General features: G+C 44.8%; 19 protein-coding genes. 14 read left to right on the top strand and 5 right to left on the bottom strand.

All coding sequences use genetic code 11. The annotated features are described in order from the left end of the window. Position 1 precedes the first annotated feature (1 nt). Positions 2 to 1,558 (top strand): sigma-54 dependent transcriptional regulator, encoded by a 1,557-nt coding sequence (locus BUA34_RS01055; protein WP_072826896.1) that lies wholly within the window; start codon positions 2 to 4, stop codon positions 1,556 to 1,558. A 24-nt stretch (positions 1,559 to 1,582) separates the two neighbouring features. On the opposite strand, the gene BUA34_RS01050 is transcribed toward BUA34_RS01055, so the two are convergent. From BUA34_RS01050 to BUA34_RS01040, 3 genes are all read right to left on the bottom strand, one after another. Further along, positions 1,583 to 2,635, bottom strand: a complete 1,053-nt coding sequence (locus tag BUA34_RS01050) for a class I SAM-dependent rRNA methyltransferase (RefSeq protein ID WP_072826895.1) — start codon at positions 2,633 to 2,635, stop codon at positions 1,583 to 1,585. 124 nt (positions 2,636 to 2,759) lie between these two features. Next, positions 2,760 to 3,203 (bottom strand): transcriptional regulator NrdR, encoded by a 444-nt coding sequence (gene nrdR, locus BUA34_RS01045; protein ID WP_072826894.1) that lies wholly within the window; start codon positions 3,201 to 3,203, stop codon positions 2,760 to 2,762. 174 nt (positions 3,204 to 3,377) lie between these two features. Beyond that, on the bottom strand, positions 3,378 to 5,453 hold the full coding sequence (locus tag BUA34_RS01040) for a transketolase family protein (protein ID WP_072826893.1): 2,076 nt from the start codon (positions 5,451 to 5,453) through the stop codon (positions 3,378 to 3,380). Between the two features lie 194 nt (positions 5,454 to 5,647). On the opposite strand from BUA34_RS01040, the gene BUA34_RS01035 reads away from it, so the two are divergent. From BUA34_RS01035 to gmk, 3 genes are all read left to right on the top strand, one after another. After that, on the top strand, positions 5,648 to 8,209 hold the full coding sequence (locus BUA34_RS01035; RefSeq protein WP_072826892.1) for an NPCBM/NEW2 domain-containing protein: 2,562 nt from the start codon (positions 5,648 to 5,650) through the stop codon (positions 8,207 to 8,209). Positions 8,210 to 8,328: 119 nt separating this feature from the next. After that, entirely contained in the window at positions 8,329 to 9,240 is a 912-nt protein-coding gene (locus tag BUA34_RS01030; protein WP_072826891.1) for a glycosyltransferase family 2 protein, read from the top strand. Between the two features lie 104 nt (positions 9,241 to 9,344). Beyond that, positions 9,345 to 9,905: a guanylate kinase gene (gene gmk, locus BUA34_RS01025; RefSeq protein ID WP_072826890.1), complete on the top strand. Its 561-nt coding sequence runs from the start codon at positions 9,345 to 9,347 to the stop codon at positions 9,903 to 9,905. 136 nt (positions 9,906 to 10,041) lie between these two features. Here the strand turns inward: gmk and BUA34_RS01020 are convergent, their stop codons facing one another. Both BUA34_RS01020 and BUA34_RS01015 read right to left on the bottom strand, forming a co-directional pair. Next, positions 10,042 to 11,049, bottom strand: coding sequence for a hypothetical protein (locus BUA34_RS01020; RefSeq protein ID WP_072826889.1), 1,008 nt, complete (start codon positions 11,047 to 11,049; stop codon positions 10,042 to 10,044). Positions 11,050 to 11,173: 124 nt separating this feature from the next. Next, positions 11,174 to 13,984: a TIGR02171 family lipoprotein gene (locus tag BUA34_RS01015; protein ID WP_072826888.1), complete on the bottom strand. Its 2,811-nt coding sequence runs from the start codon at positions 13,982 to 13,984 to the stop codon at positions 11,174 to 11,176. A 161-nt stretch (positions 13,985 to 14,145) separates the two neighbouring features. On the opposite strand from BUA34_RS01015, the gene BUA34_RS01010 reads away from it, so the two are divergent. From BUA34_RS01010 to BUA34_RS00960, 10 genes are all read left to right on the top strand, one after another. Beyond that, positions 14,146 to 15,063, top strand: coding sequence for a hypothetical protein (locus BUA34_RS01010; protein WP_072827172.1), 918 nt, complete (start codon positions 14,146 to 14,148; stop codon positions 15,061 to 15,063). 11 nt (positions 15,064 to 15,074) lie between these two features. After that, positions 15,075 to 15,386 carry a hypothetical protein gene (locus BUA34_RS01005; RefSeq protein WP_072826887.1) on the top strand — a complete coding sequence of 104 codons (312 nt, stop codon included), beginning with the start codon at positions 15,075 to 15,077 and terminating at the stop codon, positions 15,384 to 15,386. Between the two features lie 34 nt (positions 15,387 to 15,420). Continuing rightward, positions 15,421 to 16,263, top strand: coding sequence for a DUF6544 family protein (locus BUA34_RS01000; RefSeq protein WP_072827171.1), 843 nt, complete (start codon positions 15,421 to 15,423; stop codon positions 16,261 to 16,263). Positions 16,264 to 16,359: 96 nt separating this feature from the next. After that, entirely contained in the window at positions 16,360 to 16,770 is a 411-nt protein-coding gene (locus BUA34_RS00995) for a hypothetical protein (protein ID WP_139255845.1), read from the top strand. Positions 16,771 to 16,825: 55 nt separating this feature from the next. Beyond that, on the top strand, positions 16,826 to 17,227 hold the full coding sequence (locus BUA34_RS00990; RefSeq protein WP_072826885.1) for a hypothetical protein: 402 nt from the start codon (positions 16,826 to 16,828) through the stop codon (positions 17,225 to 17,227). 47 nt (positions 17,228 to 17,274) lie between these two features. Further along, a complete protein-coding gene (locus BUA34_RS00985; protein ID WP_072826884.1) occupies positions 17,275 to 17,508 on the top strand; it encodes a PepSY domain-containing protein in 234 nt (77 codons plus the stop codon). Positions 17,509 to 17,912: 404 nt separating this feature from the next. After that, a complete protein-coding gene (locus BUA34_RS00975) occupies positions 17,913 to 18,344 on the top strand; it encodes a hypothetical protein (protein WP_139255844.1) in 432 nt (143 codons plus the stop codon). An 81-nt stretch (positions 18,345 to 18,425) separates the two neighbouring features. After that, on the top strand, positions 18,426 to 18,719 hold the full coding sequence (locus tag BUA34_RS00970) for a hypothetical protein (protein WP_139255843.1): 294 nt from the start codon (positions 18,426 to 18,428) through the stop codon (positions 18,717 to 18,719). A gap of 44 nt (positions 18,720 to 18,763) precedes the next feature. Further along, the gene (locus BUA34_RS00965) at positions 18,764 to 19,114 is read left to right on the top strand and encodes a hypothetical protein (RefSeq protein WP_072826880.1); all 351 of its coding nucleotides are present in this window, start codon (positions 18,764 to 18,766) and stop codon (positions 19,112 to 19,114) included. Positions 19,115 to 19,150: 36 nt separating this feature from the next. Then, positions 19,151 to 22,144: a DNA methyltransferase gene (locus BUA34_RS00960; protein WP_217650172.1), complete on the top strand. Its 2,994-nt coding sequence runs from the start codon at positions 19,151 to 19,153 to the stop codon at positions 22,142 to 22,144. The last annotated feature ends 85 nt before the right edge of the window (positions 22,145 to 22,229 follow it).

Here is a 22,229-nt window from a genome sequence, read left to right as displayed (position 1 = left end):
AATGATGAATATCCTGATCGCTGATTTTGATCGGAAATTTGTCGAGGAGCTACAGCGCAACTGGTCCACTCCCGGAACGAACCTCCTGGTCTGCTCCGACGAAAAGACTCTGATGCCGCTTATAAAAAAGACGTCGATAGACCTTGCGTTTATCGAGGTTCCTTTTTTAATGCTCGACAATATGGATTTAATCAGCTATTTGAAGGAACGTCAGCCTGGTATCGAAATTTTCGTACTGTGCGACGACCGCAATTGGCAAGGTGCTGCAAGTGCCATTACACGCGGTGCTACAAGTTTTTTGAAGAAGCCGGTCACGTTATCACTTCTTGAAAACACAGCTAGCAAAATCCAAGCTCAACAGCAAAACAAATCCAACACGCAGCTGATGGAATCACAAGTGTTGGATAGCCTTCTCGGTGACACTCCCGAGATGCGCAAAATCTTAAAAACAGTATACAAGGTCGCTCCGACCAACAGTACCTTGCTCATAACCGGTGAGTCCGGTTCGGGCAAGGAGTTTTTGGCAAACGTCGTTCACCGCTACAGCAAACGCGCGAACGAACCGTTTGTGCCCGTGAACTGCGGAGCCATTCCCGAGAACCTCGTCGAAAGTGAACTATTCGGCAGCAAGAAAGGTTCTTATACCGGTTCTACCGCAGATAAAAAAGGTTTGTTTGAATCTGCAAATGGCGGCACGCTATTCCTCGATGAAGTCGGCGAACTGTCGCTTGCAACGCAGGTCAAACTTTTACGTTTCTTACAAAGTCACGAAATCAGGCGCGTGGGCGAAACAGAAGCCCGTTATTTGGACATTCGCATTATCGCGGCTACAAACCGCGATTTGCAAAAATCCATGCACGAAGGACGGTTCCGCGAAGACCTTTACTACCGCTTGAATACGTTCCACTTGCAACTTCCGCCGCTTCGCGATAGAAAGCCGGTCATTCCGAACTTGATACGTTACTTTATTCTAAAAAATAAGGAGGCGCAGGGTAAGGAAATTCACGACCTTGAACCGGCGGCTCTTTACGCTCTTTCGAAGTACCCCTACCCCGGCAATATTCGCGAACTAGAAAACATCATGGAACATGCCATAGTGCTTTCGGAAGGTGGTGTCATCAAGCTCGAAGACTTGCCAGAATATGTGCAAGTAGAAGCACGCGAAAAGACCGTTGCAATCCCGCATATCAAGGATGATGGCGGCAACAAGGAAAGTGCAAGCGAGCCTGTACGCGACATAATCGAAGAAGTTGAGGAAAACGAAAAGTCTGCCGAGAATCCGATTGGAAAACCGATTCATTTTGAACCGATTTCGGGCAAGACGGATAACGCAGGGCTTTTAACGCATAATCCAACAAAGTACTTGACGCACAATCCCGAGCCCGTTGAGGAAGAAATTCTTTCGCTTGACGAATTGGAACGCAGGCACATTTTGCACGCCCTCAGCATTTGCAAGGGCAACAAGACCGAAGTCTGCAAAAAGCTCGGTATTAGCCGCGCCACTCTTTGGCGAAAGCTCAAAGAGCTCAAAATCGAAATGGTCGGCGGAGAGGACTAGCGCGGTTGAAAACTGCGCAAATTCCTACACTTCTACGAGAGCAGCAACAAGGCAAGAATCTTTCGTAGAACCGCTACCGACAAAGTCTACGTCTTGGGATTTTTTCCAAGACGTTTTTGCATTCGGGTGCACAGAAGAAACTGCGGCGAGAATATCGCGGGCAAAAACGGACAAATTGAATTCGCTGTAATTGGAACTCACCATGAAAAATCCGTTTGGATTCAGGAGCGTCGCGCAATCGGCAACAAGCGGCATCAAGTGTTCACGCACATTAAAGTTAAAGCCCTTGAAACGCGCAAAGCTCGGCGGGTCAAGTACGATACCATCAAAGCGGAGCCCTTTCTTTTGAGCCCAATGCACGTATTCGATGGCGTTACCGCGGAAGAACTCTCCTGGACGCAAATCGAGGCCGTTTAAGGCATAATTTTCACGCCCCTTATCGAGAATTTTGCCGCTGATATCGGCGTTTGTAGCGATGGCGGCTCCGCCCAAGCGCGCATGAACCGAGAAACTGCATGTATAGCTGAACAAGTTCAAGAAGCGGAGGCCGGGTTGCGCAGGATTCTCGAGATTCGCCGAGTCAACGAGATTCGCCGAAGATGCGTTTGCGAATTCAAGATTCGACGAAGATGCGCCGGACATAGCGCGGAAACGTTCTTCGACCTCGAGGCGCACGTGACGCATGTCTAAAAAAAGCCCCGGATTAATCGTATCAAGCAAATCTACATGGAATTTGGCATGGCCTTCACGCACAACACCTACAGCATCTTCGCGGGAGCCCAAAACAACGTCCATAGGAGCGTTTTCGAGCGATTTTCCTGCACTAGAAAGGCGTTCCTTCGCAACAACGCAGACAGGCTTAAAAAGGGCCGCCAAAGCCTCGACAATTTCGGTCTTGCTCGTCAAAAGCTCCGGTCCAAAAAACTGCATCTGGTAACGGTCACCAAACTTGTCAATCGTAAGTCCCGGGAAACCGTCGGCAGCGCCGTTCACAATGCGATATGCATCAGTGACATCAAATAACGGGGCACGCTTTTCGAGCGCAATCGCTAACTTGTTTTTTAAATCAAAAGCCATAAACAACAAGGTTACAGGTTGTAGGTTATAGGTTTTAGAAGAAAAATCGCGCTTCGCGCATCATCAGAGGCGGCTCTGCCGCAATTATAATCCTAAAACCTAGCACCTAATAGCTAAAGCCTACCTATTTATCCAGCGTCTTAATCTGGTCGACAAACTCGCCTACTTCCTTAAATTCACGATAAATGGAAGCGAAGCGAACATAGGCTACAGCATCGAGTTTCTTGAGTTCCTGCATAACGAGGTTACCGATCTGGTCGTAACCGACTTCAAAGCCTTCGGACATCTGCAAGGAATTTTCAACACGGGTCGCAAGCTGTTCGATATCGTCAACAGACACCGGACGCTTTTTGCAAGAGTTCATGATACCGCGCAAAAGCTTTTCGCGCTGGAACGGTTCACGTTCACCACTGCGCTTGATAACAGTCAACGGCTGAAGTTCGATATATTCACGGGTCGTAAATCGGCGACCACACGCAAGACATTCGCGGCGCCTACGAATTGAGGTTCCGCTCATGCGACTATCGACAACTTTGTCGTTATCGTTCTTGCAAAAAGGGCAAATCATGCATTGAATATAGCACTTTTTAAGGGGAAAGTGCACAAAATCACAATAAAATTACATATTTAGCCAATAGTTGTTAGTCAATGGTCAATAGCAATTAATGGAAGTTGCTCAAAAAAGGAGATCCCCGCTCAGAGGCGGGGATGACAAAGAAAAGGGGCCGCGAGGCCCCGATTTTTAAGCGTTTGCTTTCTTGAAATCTTCGACGTTCTTGGCGTATTCAGCGAGGTATTCCTTGGCAGCTGCGGCAACAGCTTCAGGAACATAGCCGAATTCCTTTTCGAGAACGCCAGCCGGAGCAGAAGCACCGAAGCGTTCGAGACCGGAGACCTTGCCGAAGCCACCCACGACCTGGGCGAACAAGAGCGGAAGACCGCTGGACTTTGCAAACACCGGAGTCCACGGAGTAATGATGCTGTCGCGGTAAGCCTTGTCCTGCTTGAGGAAGAGAGCCGGGCTGATCATGGAAACCACGCGAACGGCCTTACCTTCGGCGCGGAGGAGTTCAGCAGCCTGGTGTTCGAGGAGAACGTCGCTGCCGTTTGCAACCAAAGTAAGTTCCGGTTTCTTGCCTGCGGCAGTGTTGTCGCTAACAATGTAAGCACCCTTGCGGCAAGCCTTGGCAGCTTCGTAGCGGTTGTCACCCGGAAGAGAATTTACGACCTGACGAGTGAGGATGAGAGCCGTCGGGCTATCGTTGTTTTCGAAAGCCATTTCCCAAGCAGCGAGCGTTTCAAAAGCGTCTGCCGGACGGAGTACGAGCATTTCGGCCTTGCCGTTTGCCTTGGTGAGGCTTTCGAGCAAGCGAATCTGCGTTTCGTGTTCGATTGGCTGGTGCGTCGGGCCGTCTTCGCCCACGCGGAAGCTGTCGTGCGTAAACACATACTTGACCGGAAGGCCCATGAGAGCAGCCATACGGATAGCCGGCTTCATAAAGTCACTGAACACGAAGAACGTTGCGCAAATCGGATAGAGACCGCCGTGGAGAGCGATACCGTTTGCAATAGCGCCCATCGTGAGTTCTGCAACACCGACCTGGACAAATGCACCCTTGAAGTCGTTAGCGCGGAAGATGCCCGTCTTGTCGAGGAATGCCTGAGTATTGTCGGAGTTCGAAAGGTCAGCAGAGCTGCAGATGATGTTGTGATAATTTTCGGCGAGGTAGCCAAGAACAGTTCCGCTCGTGACGCGAGTTGCAACGCCTTCCTTGATATTGAGCTTGGAGAGGTCGATCTTGAGACCCTTGCCCGAGAGCCATTCGTTGAGGGTTGCAGACTTTTCGGCGTTAGCCTTGTCCCAAGCAGCCTTGGCCTTCTTCCATTCGGCAACTTCCTTGCGGAGTTCGTTAGCGCGGGCTTCAAAGCCAGCCTTCACGTCATCAAAGACCTGGAACGGATCGTCCGGGTTACCACCGAGATTCTTGATCGTAGCAGAAGTAGAAGCACCTGCGGCATTGAGCGGCTGACCGTGCGTAGAGACTGCGCCTTCGTAGCTCTTGCCGTCTTCGGCGATTGCGCCCTTGGCCATCGTGGTGTGACCGTAGACGAGCACCGGCTTTTCGGTTTCGGCCCAAGCAGCCTTGAAAGCCTTGCGGAGTTCTGCAATGTTGGAACCGTCACATTCGATGACGCGGAAGCCCCAAGATTCGTACTGCTTCACGAAGTCGTGGTCCATCACGTCTTCGGTCTTGCAGCTGAGCTGGACCTGGTTTGCGTCGTAGAAGAAAATGAGGTTCGAAAGCTTGAGGTGACCAGCAATACGGCCCACGCCGTATGCGATTTCTTCTTCGAGGCCGCCGTCAGAAACGAGGCAGACCGTCTTGTGTTCGAGGATAGAGCCAAAGCGTTCGACCATGAAGCGTTCGGCGATAGCACCACCGAGAGCAATGCCGTGACCGATACCGAGCGGGCCCGAGGAGTTTTCAATGCCGAGGGCGACATCGACTTCCGGATGGCCCGGAGTGCGGCTGCCAAGCTGGCGGAAGTTCTTCACGTCTTCGAGCGTAAGACGGTTCGTGAGGACGAGTTCAGAGTAGAGGAGCGGGCTCATGTGACCCGGATCCATGAAGAAGCGGTCGCGAGCCATCCAGTTAGCGTCGTCCGGATCGAAACGCAAAAATTCAGCAAACAAAAGCGTAATAGCGTCGGCGGCGCCCATGGCTCCACCCGGATGTCCGGACTTGGCCTTCTGCACCATGGCGGCAGAAAGGATACGGACGTTGTCAGCTGCTTTTGTAACTAATGAATCTTGCACGGTCTAACCCCTTTAGAGTTTTGTTTTTACGCGGCAAATTTAGTTTTTTCTTGCGAAACTCTCAAGGTATATTGTCAAATGAAAAGCCCAAAGCAATAAAAAGTTATATTTTCGCAACAACCTAAAATAATCCACAAACGCCCCAAAAGAAGCAATTTCTGGAGCGCTTTTACGTGTTATCGAGAAGGAACCAAATGAATATTAAAGACGCTATCTTGAAGCTATTCAAGAACTTAGCTCACCCCGCAGGCATTTTCGGCACACTCGTTGCTATAGCCATTCCCGCCCTTATTTACCTCGCCCCGAACATCAAACACAGGGAAACCATCCGACAGATGGATTTGAACTGGCCGCTCCCACTTTTTGCGATTCAGTTCATTCTTGGAATTGTTCTTTTCTGCTTTTTGAGCAAAGATTTTAGGGAATGGATCAAAGGAATCCTCCCCGCAAAGTCCGTAAGCATCATGACGCTAGTGTTCGCAGTCGCGATTTCCATTTTCGCAGGCACACAGATTGAAGCCCGTCACCGCGTGCAAAGCGACGAAAGCGTGTTCATGGCCGTTGCTCAAAACATGTACTACAACCATGTATCGGGAACATGCAATCAAGGCGAATTCGACAAGAACAACCTTCAATGCATAGCGAACTCCAACAGTTTCAAAACCAAGGGGCTTTCGTTCCTCTACTATCTCGGCATGTTCTTGAACGGCAAGGATCTCCATTGGATTTTCACAGCGGAATTCATAATGCTCCCGCTCTCCTTCTTGCTCATGTTCCTTGCAATTGTCGCATGGACAAGGCAACCCCTCCTTGCATTCCTCGCCGCACTTCTCATGGCACTCCAACCGACGGTTCTATTCCAGTTCCGTTCCATGTCCGTTGAACCGCTTTACATATTCCTCTCCGCATTGTCGCTGCTCGTGTTTAAGTGGGCTTACGACAGAAACACAGTAATGCACTGGGCGTTCCTAGCCCTCATCCTCGCCTTCTTCGCCCAGACACGCCAGGAAACAATTTTCTGCATTTTCGCATTCATCATCTTTGCGCTTCCCAAACTGCTCGACAAGAAAGACGAGAAAGCACCCGTTTTCTTCGCGACATTTACCCTATTCTCCGTGCCGGTGCTCCTCACCATCAGCTATTTCCAAGGATTCGGTTTCCAGGGCGGCGAATTTGAAGCCCATGGACATTTCTTCGAAGACCTCGCCAAGAACTGGGATGTGATGACCGCAAAGCTCGACAAGAACGGCAATCTCACAAATCCGTTCCTCAGCTACTTCAACTACCTCTTTGCAATTGGCGGCATTTACCTTATCTTCCGCGCCATCAACGATGCAAGAAAGAGCGATTTCACATACCTCAAGATCCTCGCCTTTTTGCTCCTGTACCACATCCAGACGTATGTGATTCTCGAAAACGTCTCGGGCGATTTCACCATCGAAATCAACCAGCGCTATAGCCTTGTAATGCTCCCGTCGATGGCTTTTGTGGCAGCACTCCCCATCGCCCACATGATTCAATATTTTGCAACTCCGACAAACAGTACGGAAAAAAACGGCAAGGGCGCCATTATCGGCACGCTCATCGCAGCCATCATCTTTACCGGCTGGACGTTCCATTACAAGCAGAGTTTCAACAACAACATCATGTATAACCGCAACCATTTGACCATCGAAGAATACGAGATTCTCAATTGGCTTAAACAACAGCCCAAGGCAGACCGATTCTTCATCTACGGTCGTCCGTGGCATTTTGTCGGTTACGGCATTTCTTCCATTCATTACGATGAAGCTCGTAGAATGAGCAATTCCAAGATGAATGAACTCATCGAAAAATATAAAGGCGAAGTCTATTACATCCGCGGACTGGACTGCTGGGATAGCCAGACATACCACAAGAAAGCCGTGGAACACCGTATCGCCACGACCTGCGACGTATTTGAACGCGAAATGGACATGACCGGAGTCAAGAATATCTTGATTACGAACAACTACTGGGTACAAATTGCAAAGTTCAACGGCCGCAAGAATTACAATCCCGAAAAAATTATTTCGACTAGCGAACTAGAATTTGTCCCGGCCGATTCCGCAGCATCAAAGCCAGCCGTGCTCAAATTCCATTACGATCTCAATGAACAGGGACAGACAGCCGCCAACTGGAAATTTGCCATCCTTATCAACAAAAAAATAGTCAAACAAGGGAACTACAAATACGGCTCTTATGATAAAGAAGTGGACCTTGCACTTTTGCAGCCAGGCTATAACCAAGTGCGATTCCTGGTACAAGATATGGCTACAAGAAGTAAGCTTGCCGATATTTCCAAGTTCTACTTTGAAAAGGGGAACGGCGCTATAGCCCTCTCGGACTACCCCATCGAAAGCCACACCCAAGAATGGGGAAAAATGCACAAGGACGAAAGCATCGATGGAAACAAGTTTAACGTAGATGGTCAACGTTACATGTACGGCATCGGAGTCCACGCCGCCTCGACAACGACATTTGATATCGGGAAAAAATTCTCTACGCTCCAATTTTCTACAGGACTGGACGACGAATCGCTTTGCAGTGAAGGCGTTGCTGTAGAAGTTTTCGGTGACGGGAAGTCGCTTGCAAAGACACCGTTCTTCAAGAACGGCGAATTGCAAAAAGTCGAGGCCAATGTTGCCGGAGTGCAAAAACTTATCATCAAGACATTCCCCAAAGAAGGCATCAACTGCAGCCACGTAGACATTATCAACCCGGTACTTATACCTTAGTCATCAGTCAATAGTCACAAGTCATTAGTTTTACGTATGGCGGCAAAGCCGCGATTATTTAGCTAATGACTAATGATCAACTTCTAAAAACTTTATCATAAAATTGCTATAATTGCACTATGCTTTTATCCGTAATTATACCTGTATTTAATGAAGAAGAGATCGTAGCCGAAACTTACCGCGTCTTGGAGGAAGAGCTTAAGGATATCGAGCACGAACTCATTTTTGTCAACGATGGTTCCAAGGACCGCACCCGAGAAATCGTGGAAGGTCTCCTCCCCGGAAACCCGAACAACAAGATTATCAACTTCAGCCGCAACTTCGGGCACCAGGCTGCATTTAGCGCCGGTCTCGACCATTGCATTGGCGATGCCGTGGTAATCATCGACGGTGACTTGCAAGACCCGCCAAGCCTGATTCACGAAATGCTCGAGAAATGGCGCGAAGGCTATCAAGTTGTTTACGCCCAGCGCAACAAGCGCAAAGGCGAAACGCTCTTCAAGCGCTTTACGGCATTCTGCTTCTACCGCTTGATTGGCAAGCTCACGAGCATCGACATTCCGCCTGACACTGGCGACTTTAGACTCATGGACCGCTGCGTGGTGGACCAGCTCAAGAACCTTCCTGAACGTAGCCGTTTCTTGCGCGGCCTCGTATGCTGGGTTGGCTTCAAGAAGATTGGCGTCAAGTACGACCGTGCCGAACGCACTGCAGGCACTTCGAAGTATCCGCTCAAGAAAATGTTGCGCCTTGCATTTGACGGCATTACAGGGTTCAGCTCTGCACCGCTCAAGCTCAGCTTTTACATGGGATGGATTGCAACGGTAGTCGGCTTTGCCTTGCTCGTCTGGTCGATTCTCGAAAAGTTCCTCTCCCCTGCAACAACGGTTCCCGGTTGGGCATCGCTCATGACCGCCATCGTGTTCTTCGCAGGCGTGCAGCTTTTGACCATCGGTATTCTCGGCGAATACATCGGCCGAATCTATGACGAAGTCAAGCAACGTCCGCTGTACATCGAAGACAAGAAATAGACGAGTGAGTTGTTAGTCATTGGTTATTAGTTATATTTGGCACATATAGAGCCTAGTTAAAGCTAATGGCTATTGACTAACAACTATTGACCATTGACTAAAAAATGAAAAACAAACTTTTCGTTATGAGTGCCGCAAGTGGCGCGGGCAAGACCACCCTCAAGGATCTTGTCATCAAGGATTTCCCAGACATCAAGTATTCCATCTCCGCAACGACCCGCAAGCCGCGCGAAGGTGAAGTTGATGGAGTCCACTACTTCTTCAAGACGAAAGAAGAATTCGAAAAGCTCATTAAAGAAGACGGCTTGATTGAATGGAACGAAGTCCACGGCAATTACTACGGAACTCCCAAGAGTTTCGTCGAAAAGACTCTTGCCGAAGGAAATCGCGTACTGTTCGACCTCGACGTTTTCGGGAAAATCAACTTCGATAAGGTCTACCCCGATGCCACGGGAATCTTCATTTTGCCGCCAAGCGAAGAAGAACTCGAACGCCGCCTCCGCGGGCGCGGCACCGATAGCGAAGAAGTCATCCAGCTCCGCCTTGCAAACGCCAAGAAGGAAATCGAATTTGCCAAAACCAAAGGCAAGTACGAATACACTATCATCAACGACGATTTGCAGAAGGCCGCAGACGAACTCCGCGCCATTTTGAGCCAGAAGTAAATCGAGCTCCAAAGCCGCGAGATCGCGCACACACTTAAAGTCATCCCGGACTCCGTTCCGGGATCGCCATCTTAGGAAAAATTTTAAAATTCCCGCCCCATCGTTCAACGAGAGGCGGGAATTTTTGTGTGAGGTGTTATGTGTGAATTCTTACGACAATGGAATTTTCAAAGAAACTCGGGTCCGCTCCCAAGCGCCAAAGCTTAGAGCCGTACGCAAACAAGCTCGGACGCGCCTTACGCAAAATCGCAGCACCCGTTGCACGCAAATACCCAGCCTTGCTCTTGGATTGCATTCCCTTGAGCTTTGCACCCAAGTCATCAATGCTCACGCTAATCGCATTATGATCATGCGGGTTGTACGGTTCCGCCTGCACCTTAGTCGAGAGCGATTCAAAAAAATCCCGGCTTTTGGCACCAACCGTAGCCTCATCAAAAAAGCGGAATGCCGTCGCTGTTTTTACAACCGATTCATACTTTTCTAAACCATCAATCCACGGATGGTTCGTTGCACCAACAAGCCCGATTGTAAAGTCAAACGATTCCGCATCACGGAAATAGCGGATGAACATTTCCTCTGGAGATTCCTTTTCAGGACTTGGCTTGAGAACATCTTTTGCAGCCTCCAGAAGAATCGCCGAAACATCTGTCTCGCCCGTTGCTATCGGAGCATTAGCCTTGTAAATCTGTGCAAAGTTAGAATCGCCACGGAAACCGCCATAGACATACGCAAACAAGGCCTCGGCAGCCACAGGCTTTATGAGGTGCAACACAAGCGGTAAAAAATTTGCAAACACCGTCGAACGGCGGCGCAAAAGTTCTGCGACAAGCAAGCCATCGCCTTCATCAACGGCTAGCAAAAGCGCCCCCACATGCAACAAGAACGAATACTGCCCAACATCCAAATTTTTGACATCACTAGGCAAATAGACATTAATCGTCGCTTGCAATTCCTTGGGCAAGTACGTGTACCAAGAAGGCGTAAAGTAGGCACTGCCGTCTACGCACTGCATTTGCGAAAGACCCTCATCTGTCGCAGACGATGCATCAGCGTAATCAAGAATCCCGGTCGCACTCCGCGAAAACCCGTAAAACGTTATGTCTCGGGACGTTTCTATCTTGACATAAAACATTTCATTTGCCATTGTAGGCCTCCTTTCTGAGGGTTACATGACAAATATACGTTTAAAGAATGTCATATTATGACATTCTCAACTTTTACCAAAAATTTCTGTCTATGTCTTTAATAAATAATCATTGCGATTCTTTTCAAAATTCAATATCTAACGTATGAACCAAAGAATCCAAACGATGAGTCAGCTGTCGGGCTCCATAATCCGAAATATGGCTATTGTCATACCCCATGATGTCCGTATAATCGTGGTCTCCCATTTTATTCTCATCAACTAATATAAAATTAGAATAAACCTTGCTCAAATCAGATATTTCCTGGATAAGAGCAGGCGCCTCACTTCGGCGAAGCCCCGTATAACCATAAGCCCCCGTGTTCTTGTATTTTGGATCTTGCGGGAACAAAACACCGATAACAAAAATATCATTCTCTTTGCAAATTTGTAAAAGGCGCTCTAAAAGTCCAAAATTCATCCTGTATATATCTGATTTTTTATCCATCCAACAAGAATCTTCTCGAACCCGAATATACGTTGTCGCCCAGGATGAGCCAAATAAGGAATAATAACCCAAATCCTCTCGCATCTTTCGTTCCAATACAGAATCGGCACTAGGGCTTTCATACGTAGCCTGATAAAGTCCTTCGGGGTACCCGTCTTTCCAGAAATTGTGGTTTTCGTCATAAACGTAGCCTGGATAAGATTTATAGGTCTTGTAGAAGATATTTTCGGAGTCCTGCCCTGTAAGGTACCCACGATCAATGTCGATGGAGGTAATAATGAGCTTAATATTTTTCATATGGGGCAATATGTAATTTTCAAATAGGTACAAATTTCCATAGATAGTAGCAGCAGGAACCGCCATATTGACGGCCTTCATTTTTTCATCAAATAATTTTGGATTGACTCCGTGATAAGCTCTAGAGGATCCAAGAATGACGGTTTTAGCAGAGTCCTTGTAATGCCATAAAAGTTCCATTTTGTAACGGAAAATAGCGGCACGAGGGCATGCTCCTGAATTGTTGTAATACATTCCAGCACTATCTAAATCTAGTACTGAACTACCAACTTGAGAACCACCAGAATCATTGCCAAATATTTTTGCTTTGCGTTTTACCCATAAAGTCGGATGCCAAAGTTCTTCACCTTCAGCCAATTCAACGATACTTTCGTCATCAAGACTTGCAAGGACTATTTTTGAGTGCGCTCCATTTACATTGGCTAGTGTTGCTACGATGTTAGAATTTTCACTATCACTCACCCATTCGCTATGATCAAAGGTGTAACCCGATGCAGCCTTAATACTCTTTATTAATTTACCCATACTGTCAGCGACAAGCAAACGTTGGTGTGTGGAATAATTTTCGTTAGCAAACTTTCTACCAGTATTTCCACCAAAATCCAGGAACGCAACGCGTTTGCTACCATCGTGAGCTAGAGAAACATTACAAGCCTGTTCACCATTATACCAAACCGTATCGGTAGCTTCATCTAAGACCGTAGAGCTAGATTTAGCAATGCGAGCGCGCAACAGACGAGCCCCACTCACAGCAAGTGAATAGTCTTCGCTGATACCACCATGGTATGCCCCATCAAAAAGCTTTTCTGGAACGCCGAATTTGCCATCTACAAATTTGACCTGCCAAGTAGAAGATTTTTTAAAAGACGCATCGTCCTTGTTATTCCCCGCATCTGTAACATAGACAATGACGGTATCTCCGTTTTCAAGGACGCGCCATCGGGGAATAGCGGCACTAGCAACATCAAGTTTTACAAGGTTCGTCCCTTTTTCATTCAAATCGCGCACATAAAGACGCGAGTCACCACCGAGACCTTCAAACTTGGTACAAAACGCCACCTTTTTTCCATCGGGTGAAATATCAGGATGATAAACATCTATAGAATCGCTAATTTCCGTTATAGTCAAAATAGCGTCCTTATAATTTATGTAAGCCAAGTTTCCGCTAACGTCATTGCGGAATGCAAGTATCATATCATTGGTTCCAGTGAAACTTTTCAAAACCGAAGCACTTGCAATCGGAGAAACAATACTTGATTGAACATTTCCACTAGCGCTTAACCATGTCGGCTCTGGAATCGCACCCCAAGCAAGCCTAAAACCGATATGTTTTGCCATAGAGGAAGAAACAACCGTATAGTCATCTCCACGAGAAACGACATTCATATTGGATGCATAATCCGAATAATAGCCACCTTTCAAAATTCGTTCACCGATATTGCCATCGCCAGCATTTCCCACAAAATTCACAATAGTAGTGTCAAGTAATTTTCCAGCCCAGTCATTGACCCATTCCTTTACGTTTCCTGCTAAATCGCAGAAACCAAGCGAATCTTTTTCTACAGTACAGACATGGTGTGCTTTAAAATCTGAATTATCGGCATTCCAGCTATTACGCGAAGGCTCCCACCCACGAGAGGCTACATACACCCATTCTGATTCTGTGGGCAAACGATAAGCTTTTACTTCTGGATGGAAAGCAAAGCCATCTAAATTTGTGCAATGTCCATCACCGTCGAAAACGGCCTTGCTATAAGTATAAGCGGTATCGTAATTTTCCAACTTGCTCTTTGCATTTGCAAACAAAACGGCATCGTAGTAGGTCACATTAGACAAAGGATATTGGTCATCTTCACATTCGGTAAAATCTTTGAGATTTCCACTTTTTGCTGTATTCCGATAATCATCGCAAGTCACCTCATGAACATCCATATAAAAATCATAATCCAACAAGACGTTCATTGCAGGACGTTCATTCACTCTATACCGAGAATCATTACTACCTAAAGTAACCGTCCCTCCATGAACAAGAATCATCCCTTCCATTTTTTTTGAAGAACCATTGGATGCTCCATCTACAAAACTAGGGGAACTGTCACTACAAGCCACCAAAAAAACAAAAAACAAAAAAGCTAAATAAGCCTTTTTCATAAGACCCTCTTGATAACTTTGGACACCTTTAATATACCATATTTTTCAGGACTCATCAAAGAAAGTCTTTCAAGAACGTGAAATTGAGCACTATTGGAGGAAAAACAGATATCGAAGTCAAAAAAAATCGCTATAATTTTTGCGACATTCATAAAAAACAAATGAAAATCTACTACCACCTCCCCGGACTTTTTGAATTTTACGACTTGTACAAGGCGTTTCTGCCGCTATTCCGCGAACACCGGGAATATTTTTACGACTGGTGCGAAATAGGCTCTATTTATGGAGCGCCAAGCGACTGCATTTGGGGTGGAGGTCGCGTAGGCTTCGGGGATGCAGAACCGCGGAAGGTCGCGGAACTCATGCAGGAATATGGAATTTCGGCGAGGCTCACATTCAGCAATTCATTGATTCGCGAAGAACACCTCGCCGATGCCCGATGCAACAAACTGAGCCAATTATTCGAAAGTAGCGCGGATTCAAATGCTGGCGAGATGCGCGCAATTCAAAACGGAGTCATCGTTCATTCCGACCTGTTGTTGAATTACATCAAATCAAAGTACCCCAATTATTACTTTGTCTCTTCAACCACAAAAGTCATTACGGATTTCGAGCAGTTCAAAGCGGAGCTGGACCGCGAAGAATTCCGCTATGTCGTTCCCGATTTCAGACTCAACAAGCAATTCGACAAATTGAACGCACTTACAAACGCACAAAAGCAAAAGGTTGAATTTCTTTGCAATGAATGTTGTTGGTTCGGCTGCTATGACCGCAAAAAATGCTACGAGAACGTGAGCCAGAAAAGCCTCGGCGAAAACTGCGAAGACCATGTCTGCGTTTCGCCCAAAGCCCAAAGGGGCTACCGCTTCTCCGATGCGATGAAAAATCTCGGCTTTATTGGAATCGAGGACATTCAAAACATCTATGCCCCCGCAGGTTTCCAGCACTTTAAAATCGAAGGCCGTAGCCTCGGTAGCGCCCTCATTTTAGAATTTCTACTTTATTACATGACAAAACCCGAGCACCAACTCAAAGTAAGAGAAGAAATTTATCTGGACAGCACGCTAGATTTGTTTTAAACGGAGATCAAATGAGTTCTACTATAACGGCAGCAATCATAATAATTACGTTATCTTCGTTTATCATAGCAAAGATTCTTAAAAAATTTGCAAAGGAAGCGTCCCCCTATTTGCTGTTCGCCATCGCAGATATCTTTATCGGGCTTTTGATATTAGGCTTCGCCATCTATGACTTCAATACAGCCGTGGGAGAATTCGCAGGAATCTTAGGCGAATTGGCTCTGATGATTGGAGAACCTATAGTCATTGTACTTTTAATTATTGATGCCATTGTATGGTACAAGTCTCGAAAAATCGACCCGACCAAAGGTTGCTCCAATTAATTTTAAATATTCAAAAGAAATGAAGAAAAAATTTATGACCATTTTGATTATCATCGGCGCCATCATTTTGCTATTGGCGATTTGGTTCAACATTCCCTATTCGCCTGTCAAGAGGCAGTTTCACAATGATGTCGAAGCGAGGTTGCAAAGTGCCGCAGCAACCGCCGGAACACTAGATTCAGCAAGTATCGCAAACCTCCCTCCCCTCATTCAAAAATATCTGGAAACGAGTGGTTACATCGGCAAAGAAAGGCGTACACACTTGTCCATGGAATACAAAGAAGTCGATTTCGGCATGGGCGTAAACAAGCCGCGAATCAAAATCGACTACACGCATGTGGACTTTGCCGATTCTCCGGACAGGCTCGCCTTTATCGACAGCAAAATGTTCGGCATCCCGTTCCAAGGCTACGATTACTACATGAACGGCAAAGGCGGCATGAAGGGCGTCCTCGCAAAGCTCGTTACACTATTCGACCAAACTGGCCCAGAAATGGACAAGGCTTGCCTCATCACTTATCTTGCCGAAGCATTCTTTTTGCCAGAAGCCCTCCTGAAAGATTTCATCACATTTAAGCAAATTGACGAGCGCACCGTCGAAGCGACAATCACAAACAAAGGCGTAACTGCAACCGGAATTTTCCATTTCAATGATGCTTACGAAATGACCTCGTTTACAACAAACGACCGCGGTCAAATTTCACCCGACGGAACCACCGAATACACCCCGTGGGAAGCGCAATGCGAAAACTACAAAACCTATTCCGATGGCATCAAGCGCCCCACCGTTTTCCGCGCCGTATGGAAAAACAAAGACGGCGACTTCGTCTATTTCGACGGAGAAATCAGTAAAGTGAATGGAGCGGGGGTAAAGTAGTTTCTAGAACAGCAATTTTGAAATATTGGGACTTCAAAAATTAATTATTTTCGCAAAATGTTAATTTTTGACATTTTAAAGCTATATATTATAGCTATGGACCAAGAAAACATAAAATTAGAAATAGTAATATGCAACATTCAATCTGAAAAAGATTGCGAGATAGATCATTACTCTTTCAAAGAATTGAAATACGGAATGATCATCCCTTTCTTTCTTTTTTGGATTGGTGTATTAACGCCTATTGTTACAGATAATGCCTTAATATGGGCAATTTCACTAATTCCATTTTATGGATTCGTATTCTTCAGCAGTATAATATTGGACGAGAAAATAGATGAAAAAGCATTTGCAACAGCAGCTCTCTTAAACGTCATAACATCCATACTTCTTCTTGTCTTGTTGTTTTTTCTACCCGATGGATTTGATGGACTTAAAGATACATGTCGCCTAGCGGCTATTAATATTTTTCCCGCTCTTATATTTTTGCTCGCCATTATCGTATAAAAATTCAATTTTTAACAACGCATGACTATATATTTAAGCAAAAAGGGATTTCAAAATGCAAAAGATATATTCAGAAAACGACTTTCCGCAGTCTTTGCGATGGCAAAACGTTGATAAGTTCCTAAAAAATTTTATGCACCGTCTTGTCAGCGAAACAGCGCCCTGCAACACAATCATTGATGAACACGGAAACAAAATTTTAAAGTTTTTCAGCCGCAAAAGATTTATTTGCTGGTACTCTCACACATTCGAAATCAACGAATTTTACCATACATTCGGGACACCCGGCATCTGGTTTCACGGTTATTTGCCAAAAAGCGAATTTGGCGAACCCGAATTTGATTATGCGGAACCCGACTACGGTTATTATGATTTTGAAATCAAGAGTTTAGAGCACTTTAAGCAGATTCTCGAAGCCATGATCAAGGCTGATGAGTATTTTGCCTCAGCGAAATAATTAAAAAAAAGAAAGTCTCATTAAACTTTTTGTGCAGAGGAAAACATATGATTACACCAGAAGAGGCTCTCAAAATTTTCAAAAAACATTTTCCGAAAACACAGGTTCTTTGGATTCGCGAACATAAAGATTTCTACTCTTTTGAACGTAGAACCGAAGACGGACACTCGTATATCACAGGGGGGATCCCCATTATCGATAAGATTAACGGAAGTATGTACAGTGCCCATATTTTCAAAGATCGTCAATTGTTAAACGAATTCAAAAAAATTGATATATAGCCTTATAGAGATTCTTTTTAAACAATATTAAAACTTAAGCACACCCCTAAAACCACCAACGTTTCATTTCTGTCAAGAATTCTTCATCTAGAGACCACCCTGAAGCATCGGGAATCACAGAATCTATACCACAACGAAGGCAAACAGCTGTACGATTTTCATCTTGTTCATTACACCAGTCAACCACATCAGAAGCTGGATAAGTCCTGCAACAGAAAATACAGCCACACATTTTCGACCTTTTTAACATAAGCCAATTTGCAAAAGTCGCATCATGCGCTTCACGATATTTCTTCGGTATTTTTGAGATTGTCTTACGGCTCTTTAAAATAGATTAATTTACAAAATGCGGCAAGTTTTTAAAAATGTTAAAATATGACAGCTGAATTATATATATTATGAGTATGAAAAAAGGAACGGACATATCTAAAAAAACGACTCCGAGCGAAAAAATAATCGGACTTATTATTCCGTTTATCCTCTTTTGGTGCGGAATGTTGACTCCGTTTTTTTGGGATAGCGTTATAGTTTGGATTCTTGGAATGCTCCCTTTTTATGGTTTTATATATTGTGGCATCCTTTTTGTGGGAGGCAAGTACCCAGAATCTTTTGTAATCAGTTCTATAATGAACGTCTTTACTTCGATTTTTTTGCTTGTGTTGCTATTTCTTACTCCAGAAGAATTCACTCTTGTTAAAAATATATGCAGAGTCGGCATTCTTAACGTTGTTCCATCACTTCTGCTCCTGTTTATTTGTTTGACAAATGATTTCGTTGAGAGTATAAAAGGATGTCCAATTCCAGTTATTCCATTCATTATTGACGGCGATTCGTAAAAAATCGTCCGCAATTCGGCCCCTTGCAACGCAGTAGAATTGCAATATATATTTGAGGGAAATCTATAAGCAGGAATCAACATGTCCAAAAGTCATCGAAAATCGTACCGTTCTACAATCTGCATGGTATCTTTAAAAAGCATGCGACAATGGAAAAGCGATTCCACGCAAATCCGCCGTTCAAGAGAAAAAGCCGAACTTAAAAAAATTGATCCCCAATCCCCAGAAGAATCACAAGGAAATTGCAACATAAAATATCAGAAAAGCAAAAAACTTTCTGATTGGTCAGGACCGCACGATGGATATTGGTTTTATCCTGACGCAAAGAAATATGCTGCAACGCAAGAAAAGCCCTGGCACATAATTAACAAATAGAAAGCATCATTTATACATCCCCCACCCCCACAAAAAATCCTAACATGAGTACATTTTACAGATTCTACAAAGGAGAGGATATTCTCCCCCAAAATTTGCACAATGAAGAAGCTCGTTTATGGAATGCAGAACGAACCTTTGAGCAAAATTTTGAACGTTTCGATTCTTCTGATTGGTATGCTTTTTTCAAAGACTACAAAATCAACGAAGAAAATGCAGGTGAAATTTTTATTAGGACCTTAAATGATTCAGAACACGGCAAGCCATCGGAATCCAGTAAAGAATGGATTTTTAAACTTTGGCTAAAAGCCTACTTATTCATTGATAAATTTCCAACTGAAAATTGGATAAAAACATATCAAAAGTCAGAATTAGAAGGCACCAAATCCATTTGACACGTTCTGCCATTTGAATTTATTATATTCAGGAACATGATTAACACGCAGAAAAAGATGACTGAGAAAGAAAAGAAAGCAGCAGCCAAGGCCTTTGTAGAACGTTGGGCTGATAAAGGTTATGAAAAAGGCGAGTCTCAAAAATTCTGGATGGACTTACTTTCAAGCGTTTTCGGCATAGAGAACTTTGCAGAATTCATCTTTTTCGAAGAACAAGTCAAAGAACGTCTCCAAGATAAAACCATCACTAACTTTATAGACGCCTACATTCCTTCGACGCGCGTGATGATCGAACAAAAATCCAGCGACAAGGACTTACGTAAGCCGATAAAACAAAGTGACGGCCGATATTTAACGCCTTATCAGCAAGCAAAGAAGTATGTGGCTGATTTGCCGCTGAGCCAGCACCCCAAATGGATTGTCTCATGCAATTTTACGGAATTTCTTATATATGACATGGAACATCCAAGCGGAGAGCCAGAACAAATTTTATTGAAAAATTTGGGTAAAGAATATCATCGCCTAAATTTTTTGGTAGATGCACGCAGTGAAAACATCAAACGTGAAGTCGAAGTTTCTATCAAAGCAGGTGAAATTGTTGGAAAAATTTATGACGCCCTATTACCCGAATTTGGCAAAAATCCAACAGCAGCAGACCTTCACGCACTGAACGTTTTGTGCGTACGTCTCGTTTTTTGCCTTTATGCCGAAGATGCGGGAATTTTCAAAAAAGAGCAATTCTATAGTTATCTTAAGAGTTTCCGCGCCGAAAACATGCGCGTTGCTCTCCGTGAGCTTTTCCGTGTTCTTGATACAAAGCCCGAGAACCGCGACCGTTTTATGGAAGAAAAGCTTGCAGATTTTCCTTACGTAAACGGCTCGCTATTCCACGAAAAAGAAGGCGAAACAATCCCGCCCATTTCGGAAAAAACAGCCGAAATTATTCTGACACACGGAAGCTTAGACTTTGACTGGTCTGAAATCAGCCCCACGATTTTCGGTGCTGTTTTTGAAAGCACATTGAACCCCGCTACACGCAGAAGCGGAGGAATGCACTATACCAGCATCGAAAACATCCATAAAGTCATTGATCCCTTATTTTTGAACGATTTAAACGCAGAATTTTCAACAATTTGCGAAACAAAAACCGCCAAAATTCGCAATGAAAAATTGGAGAATTTTCAAAAGAAACTCGGTTCGCTCAAATTTTTGGACCCAGCCTGTGGTTCCGGTAATTTTCTTACAGAAACCTACGCCAGCCTCCGTAAGCTAGAAAACAAATGCGTTCAACTTCGTCTCGGTTCAGACCCCGCATTTGACGTGTATGGAGACGAATTCAAGCCTCAAGTGAACATCAACCAGTTCTACGGCATTGAAATCAACGACTTCGCAGTAAATGTGGCCAAGGCGGCACTTTGGATTGCCGAAAACCAAATGATGGAAGAAACCTCACAAATACTCCACCGCAATTTGGAATTTTTGCCTCTAAAAACCAATGCAACCATCGTCGAAGGCAATGCCCTAAAGATGAATTGGGAATATTTGCAAGAGAGCGATCCCGAACTCACTCTGTGGGCAGATAAAGTCAATGTTGTTTCTCCCAAGGACATCGATCCAAAGAAAATGATTCTTGCCGAACCAGGAAAGCACTACGATGCAGTAACCGTTATAACAGAAGACTTGCACATAGGAAAAGCAGCAGAACAACCTCGCAAGAGAAATCATTACGATTACTTAATCAGCAATCCCCCATTTGTGGGATACGGTTTACAAACCAAAGAACAAAAACAAGAAACGCTAGACATTTTCGTTGACAAAAACGGCAAGTCCTACAGTTCAGCAGGCAAAATTGACTATGTTGCCAACTGGTATTTCAAAGCCGCAAAACTAATTCAAGGAACAAATACAAAATGCGCCTTTGTTTCCACAAACAGCATCACACAAGGTGAACAAGTCGCAGGCATCTGGAAACCACTTTTTGACAGGTTTAAGTTACAAATTGATTTTGCTTACCAAACATTCCGTTGGGACAGCGAATCCGAGCAAAAGGCACACGTTCATTGCGTAATTATAGGCTTTTCGGCAAACGACTCTCAGCAACACCCCAAACGCATTTACCTTGCCAACGGAAAAATCAACGAGGCAAAGTCCATCAATCCCTATCTGATGGACGCACCGAACATTTTTGTAGAAAGTCGAAAAAATCCGCTGTGTAACGTTCCTTTAATGACAACAGGCAACCGTCCTGCCGATGGTGGACATCTCATTATCGAAGCGAATGAATACGAAGATTTCATAAGCAAAGAACCCAATGCAAAGCCTTTCATCAAACGTCTTATCGGTTCTGAAGAGTTCATCAATAACAAACCACGTTACTGTTTATGGCTTGTCGATGCAACTCCAGCACAAATCAAAGGGATGCGTGAAATTTACAAACGCGTTCAGGCTTGCAAGCTTGACAGAGAAAATTCTCCCGATGCAGGGCGGCAGAAGCTAGCTTTAAGACCTGCTCTTTTCCGAGAAACAAACAATCCCGAAAACTATATCGTCGTGCCGGCAGTTTCATCAGAAAAACGTCGTTACATTCCAATAGGAATGCTTGATAAAAATACAATTCCGACAAACCTCGTCACAATTATCCCCGATGCAACACTTTATCATTTCGGCATTCTCACTTCCTGTGTTCACATGGCATGGATGCGCACTGTAAGTGGTAAACTAAAAAGCGATTACCGATACAGCAAAGACATCGTTTATAACAACTTTCCTTGGTGCAATCCAACAGAAGCACAAAAAGCAACTATTGAAAAAACAGCACAAACAATTCTTGACGTACGCGCAAAGTATCCTGATTGCAGTCTTGCCGATCTTTACGATGATTTGACTATGCCCACAGATCTTCGCAAAGCCCATTCAGACAATGACAAAGCCGTTATGGAAGCCTACGGATTCAACACGAAGATGACAGAAGCAGAAATAATAATTGAATTGCTCAAGAAATATCAAGAGCTTGTAGAAAAGAACGTCTAAACAGAAATCCCTTTTTCATCCCCCAAGACATTCCTTTTAAGCATCTTTTTCTTAGCTCTTTCCAATACTTTTTTATATTAACAGC

The sequence above is a fragment of the Fibrobacter sp. UWB12 genome, assembly GCF_900142485.1.
Classification (GTDB): Bacteria; Fibrobacterota; Fibrobacteria; order Fibrobacterales; family Fibrobacteraceae; genus Fibrobacter.
The sequence above is the reverse complement of the archived record's forward strand: the minus strand, read 5'-3'. Positions and strand labels throughout refer to the sequence as shown.

Bases quoted from the DNA above. Each gene is read 5' to 3' on its own strand.
- BUA34_RS01030 (WP_072826891.1), top strand. From the start codon at position 8,329: ATGCTTTTATCCGTAATTATACCTGTATTTAATGAAGAAGAGATCGTA.
- BUA34_RS01020 (WP_072826889.1), bottom strand. From the start codon at position 11,049: ATGGCAAATGAAATGTTTTATGTCAAGATAGAAACGTCCCGAGACATA.
- BUA34_RS00970 (WP_139255843.1), top strand. From the start codon at position 18,426: ATGTCCAAAAGTCATCGAAAATCGTACCGTTCTACAATCTGCATGGTA.
- BUA34_RS00990 (WP_072826885.1), top strand. From the start codon at position 16,826: ATGCAAAAGATATATTCAGAAAACGACTTTCCGCAGTCTTTGCGATGG.
- gmk (WP_072826890.1), top strand. From the start codon at position 9,345: ATGAAAAACAAACTTTTCGTTATGAGTGCCGCAAGTGGCGCGGGCAAG.
- BUA34_RS00960 (WP_217650172.1), top strand. From the start codon at position 19,151: ATGATTAACACGCAGAAAAAGATGACTGAGAAAGAAAAGAAAGCAGCA.
- BUA34_RS01035 (WP_072826892.1), top strand. From the start codon at position 5,648: ATGAATATTAAAGACGCTATCTTGAAGCTATTCAAGAACTTAGCTCAC.
- BUA34_RS00995 (WP_139255845.1), top strand. From the start codon at position 16,360: ATGGACCAAGAAAACATAAAATTAGAAATAGTAATATGCAACATTCAA.
- BUA34_RS00985 (WP_072826884.1), top strand. From the start codon at position 17,275: ATGATTACACCAGAAGAGGCTCTCAAAATTTTCAAAAAACATTTTCCG.
- BUA34_RS01050 (WP_072826895.1), bottom strand. From the start codon at position 2,635: ATGGCTTTTGATTTAAAAAACAAGTTAGCGATTGCGCTCGAAAAGCGT.
- nrdR (WP_072826894.1), bottom strand. From the start codon at position 3,203: ATGATTTGCCCTTTTTGCAAGAACGATAACGACAAAGTTGTCGATAGT.
- BUA34_RS01000 (WP_072827171.1), top strand. From the start codon at position 15,421: ATGACCATTTTGATTATCATCGGCGCCATCATTTTGCTATTGGCGATT.
- BUA34_RS00965 (WP_072826880.1), top strand. From the start codon at position 18,764: ATGAGTACATTTTACAGATTCTACAAAGGAGAGGATATTCTCCCCCAA.
- BUA34_RS01010 (WP_072827172.1), top strand. From the start codon at position 14,146: ATGAAAATCTACTACCACCTCCCCGGACTTTTTGAATTTTACGACTTG.
- BUA34_RS01015 (WP_072826888.1), bottom strand. From the start codon at position 13,984: ATGAAAAAGGCTTATTTAGCTTTTTTGTTTTTTGTTTTTTTGGTGGCT.
- BUA34_RS00975 (WP_139255844.1), top strand. From the start codon at position 17,913: ATGAAAAAAGGAACGGACATATCTAAAAAAACGACTCCGAGCGAAAAA.
- BUA34_RS01005 (WP_072826887.1), top strand. From the start codon at position 15,075: ATGAGTTCTACTATAACGGCAGCAATCATAATAATTACGTTATCTTCG.
- BUA34_RS01055 (WP_072826896.1), top strand. From the start codon at position 2: ATGATGAATATCCTGATCGCTGATTTTGATCGGAAATTTGTCGAGGAG.